The sequence below is a fragment of the Haladaptatus sp. genome (assembly GCF_049589095.1).
In the GTDB taxonomy this organism is placed as follows: Archaea; Halobacteriota; Halobacteria; order Halobacteriales; family Haladaptataceae; genus Haladaptatus.
The window spans coordinates 1-2,649 of record NZ_JBAWAC010000676.1 but is presented as its reverse complement, the minus strand read 5'-3'; the positions used below and the strand labels follow the sequence as shown (position 1 = coordinate 2,649).

The 2,649-nt window shown below is 57.4% G+C and carries 2 protein-coding genes; both read right to left on the bottom strand.

The window, feature by feature from the left end:
• Window positions 1–1,486: aconitase family protein (locus tag WBV42_RS21190; RefSeq protein WP_423987798.1), on the bottom strand; the 1,486-nt coding region annotated here is incomplete at its 3' end.
• An 86-nt stretch (window positions 1,487–1,572) separates the two neighbouring features.
• Window positions 1,573–2,475, bottom strand: a complete 903-nt coding sequence (locus WBV42_RS21185) for a DUF7504 family protein (protein ID WP_423987797.1) — start codon at window positions 2,473–2,475, stop codon at window positions 1,573–1,575.
• Between the last annotated feature and the right edge of the window lie 174 nt (window positions 2,476–2,649).

Genomic DNA, 2,649 nt, shown 5'->3' with positions numbered 1-2,649 from the left:
GTCCCGCGGCGAGCATCACCGAAGGGTTCGAGGTGTTCGTACAGCTCGTGATGGCGCTGACGACCACGGAGCCGTGGCCGATTTCGACCTCCGACCCGTCGTCCATCTCGACGGAAACGCGCTTTGTGAGTTCACCAAGGTTGGGTTCCGCGGGCGCTTCCGCCGTTTCAGCCTCCGCCACCGTTCCACCGTCCGTGGACGCGCTGGTCCCCTCCGCGTTGCCACCCGCACCGCCCTCGCCGAGCCAGCGGGCGATGGCTTCCTCGTCCACGTCACCGAGGTCGTCTCCGAACTCGTCGTAGAGCAGGTTTCGGAAGTGGGTCCGCATGTTACCCATGGGAACGCGGTCTTGGGGACGCTTCGGCCCGGCGAGGCTGGGTTCGACGGTCGAGAGGTCCAACTCGACCGTCTCCGTGTATTCGGGTTCCTGCTCGCCGAACAGCCCTTGCGCGTCGAGGTACTCCCGGACGAGTTCGATGTGCTCGGGTTCGCGTCCCGTGAGTTCGAGGTAGTCGAGCGTCGCCTCGTCCACCGGGAACACGCTGATAGTCGACCCCTGTTCGGGGGCCATGTTCGAGAGCGTCGCCCGGTCCGGGACGGTGAGGTTCGACACGCCGGGACCGAAGAACTCGACGAAGCGGTCCACGACACCGACGCCGCGCAGTTTCTCCGTGACGTGCAGAACGAGGTCGGTCGCGGTCGCGCCCTCGGGGAGTTCGCCGGTCAGGCGGACGCCCACCACTTCGGGGAGTTTCATCGTGATGGGTTGGCCGAGCATCGCCGCCTCCGCTTCGATGCCGCCGACGCCCCATCCGACGACGCCGATGCCACCGATCATGGGCGTGTGGCTGTCCGTCCCGACCAGCGTGTCCGGGAACAACCAGTTCTCCCCGTCGGTCTCGCGGTCGTGGACGACGCGGCCCAGATACTCCAGATTCACTTGATGGACGATTCCGGTTCCCGGCGGGACGACGTTGAAGTCCTCGAACGCCTGTTGAGCCCATTTGAGCGCCTTGTACCGCTCCGCGTTCCGCTCGTACTCCATTTCGACGTTCCGCTCGTAGGCGTCCTCGGATCCGAAGTAATCGACTTGGACGCTGTGGTCGATGACCAAATCGATGGGGACCTCGGGTTCGACGATGGACGGTTGCTCGCCCGCGCGGTCCGCCGCAGAGCGAAGCGCCGCCAAATCGACGACCGCGGGAACGCCGGTGAGGTCCTGTAGGACGACGCGAGAGGGCGTGAACGGGAGTTCGACGTCTGGAACCTCGGGTTGCCACGAGGCGGCGTTGCGAACGTCCTCTTCGGTGATGGTCTCACCATCCACGTTCCGGAGGACGGACTCCAAGAGGATTCGGATACTCACCGGAAGTTTGTCGAGGTCGCACAACCCTTCGTCTTCGAGAACCGTGAGGTCCGCCATCTTGTACGAGGTTCCGTCTACCTCGAATTCGCGGACCGCATCGAACGGGGCTTTTCTACTCATTGTACTCCAAATTTGGATGGCTGTCGTTATCAATATCCCCCCAAATCCTACCCTGTGAGAAGATGGCCGGTTTTGTAATCGAGTAGCTACTGTTCCGCAAAGACGAGAAACGGCTTCGCTCGCTGTGTGGCCTCACAACTCGAAACCGATTGCGTATCGGAATCATACAAAATGTAGCCTTTGTCGACGAGTTTCGGAATATGAATTTGTGAGAGATTTAACAAATACCGTTGAAGTGTCCCATCAGCTATCACCTTCTCTTGTGTTTCACGCTTTGCCACGACAGTTGCGAGTTCACTAAGAGAGGTGGTCTCCTCAGTGAGCAGGTGTCGAAGTATTTCCCGTCGTCGTCTGGAGCGAAGAATATCGAACAGCACGTCAAGGGATTCTTCTCCGGAGATCCAATCTTGGGACGGTCGTATCAACCACCCTATTTCGTCTCGTTCGATCAGTAGCCCGAGACGGGACCGGAGTGCCGTGATGGTCGTCTCGTTGTGAGCTGATGTATCGATCGAGAAGTATCCAATAGCCTTCGTCGTCACGATGTATTCTACAACGGTTTCGACAAACGAGAGGATCTCGTCTCGCGTGACTTGCTCGAAAAAGGGAGTGAGCGAGTCCAATATGAATACCGTCCCTTCGGGTGCATCCTGCAGTGCGGATGCGATCTCCAATTGTACCGCTGTCAGGTCGTCAAGGCTCTTTATCGATCGCACGACGTTCTGTGAACTGACTTGCGTCTGTGTAGAGCGCATCGATTCCCCTACGGTGATCACTCGTGCGAAGGAAGGTATCGTTCCGGTCTGATCGTGCCATTTTTGCAAAAATGTATCTGGAGATTGTTCACATGTGACTGCAATAACGGAGTCCCCGTTCCTCTGTGAAAGGAATTCGAATGCTGAACTCTGCACACTCGATTGGCTCGATCGCTGGTCCATGAGAACGCTGCTCCCCCGCCTGATCTGGAAGTTAGTATTGTTTTGTGTCATTGTTCAACGAAACACATCCATCACTCGCTTTACTTGTGAAATATGCCGGGTGTTTCGATCCGCTCTTCGATTTCTAGTTTCAGACAAGTGTAGAAAGTTGCGTCTATTCGGGATATCTATTCTATTGTTGCTGGAAGTTCCTGAGCTCTGACTTTCATTTTTCATCTGTAATTG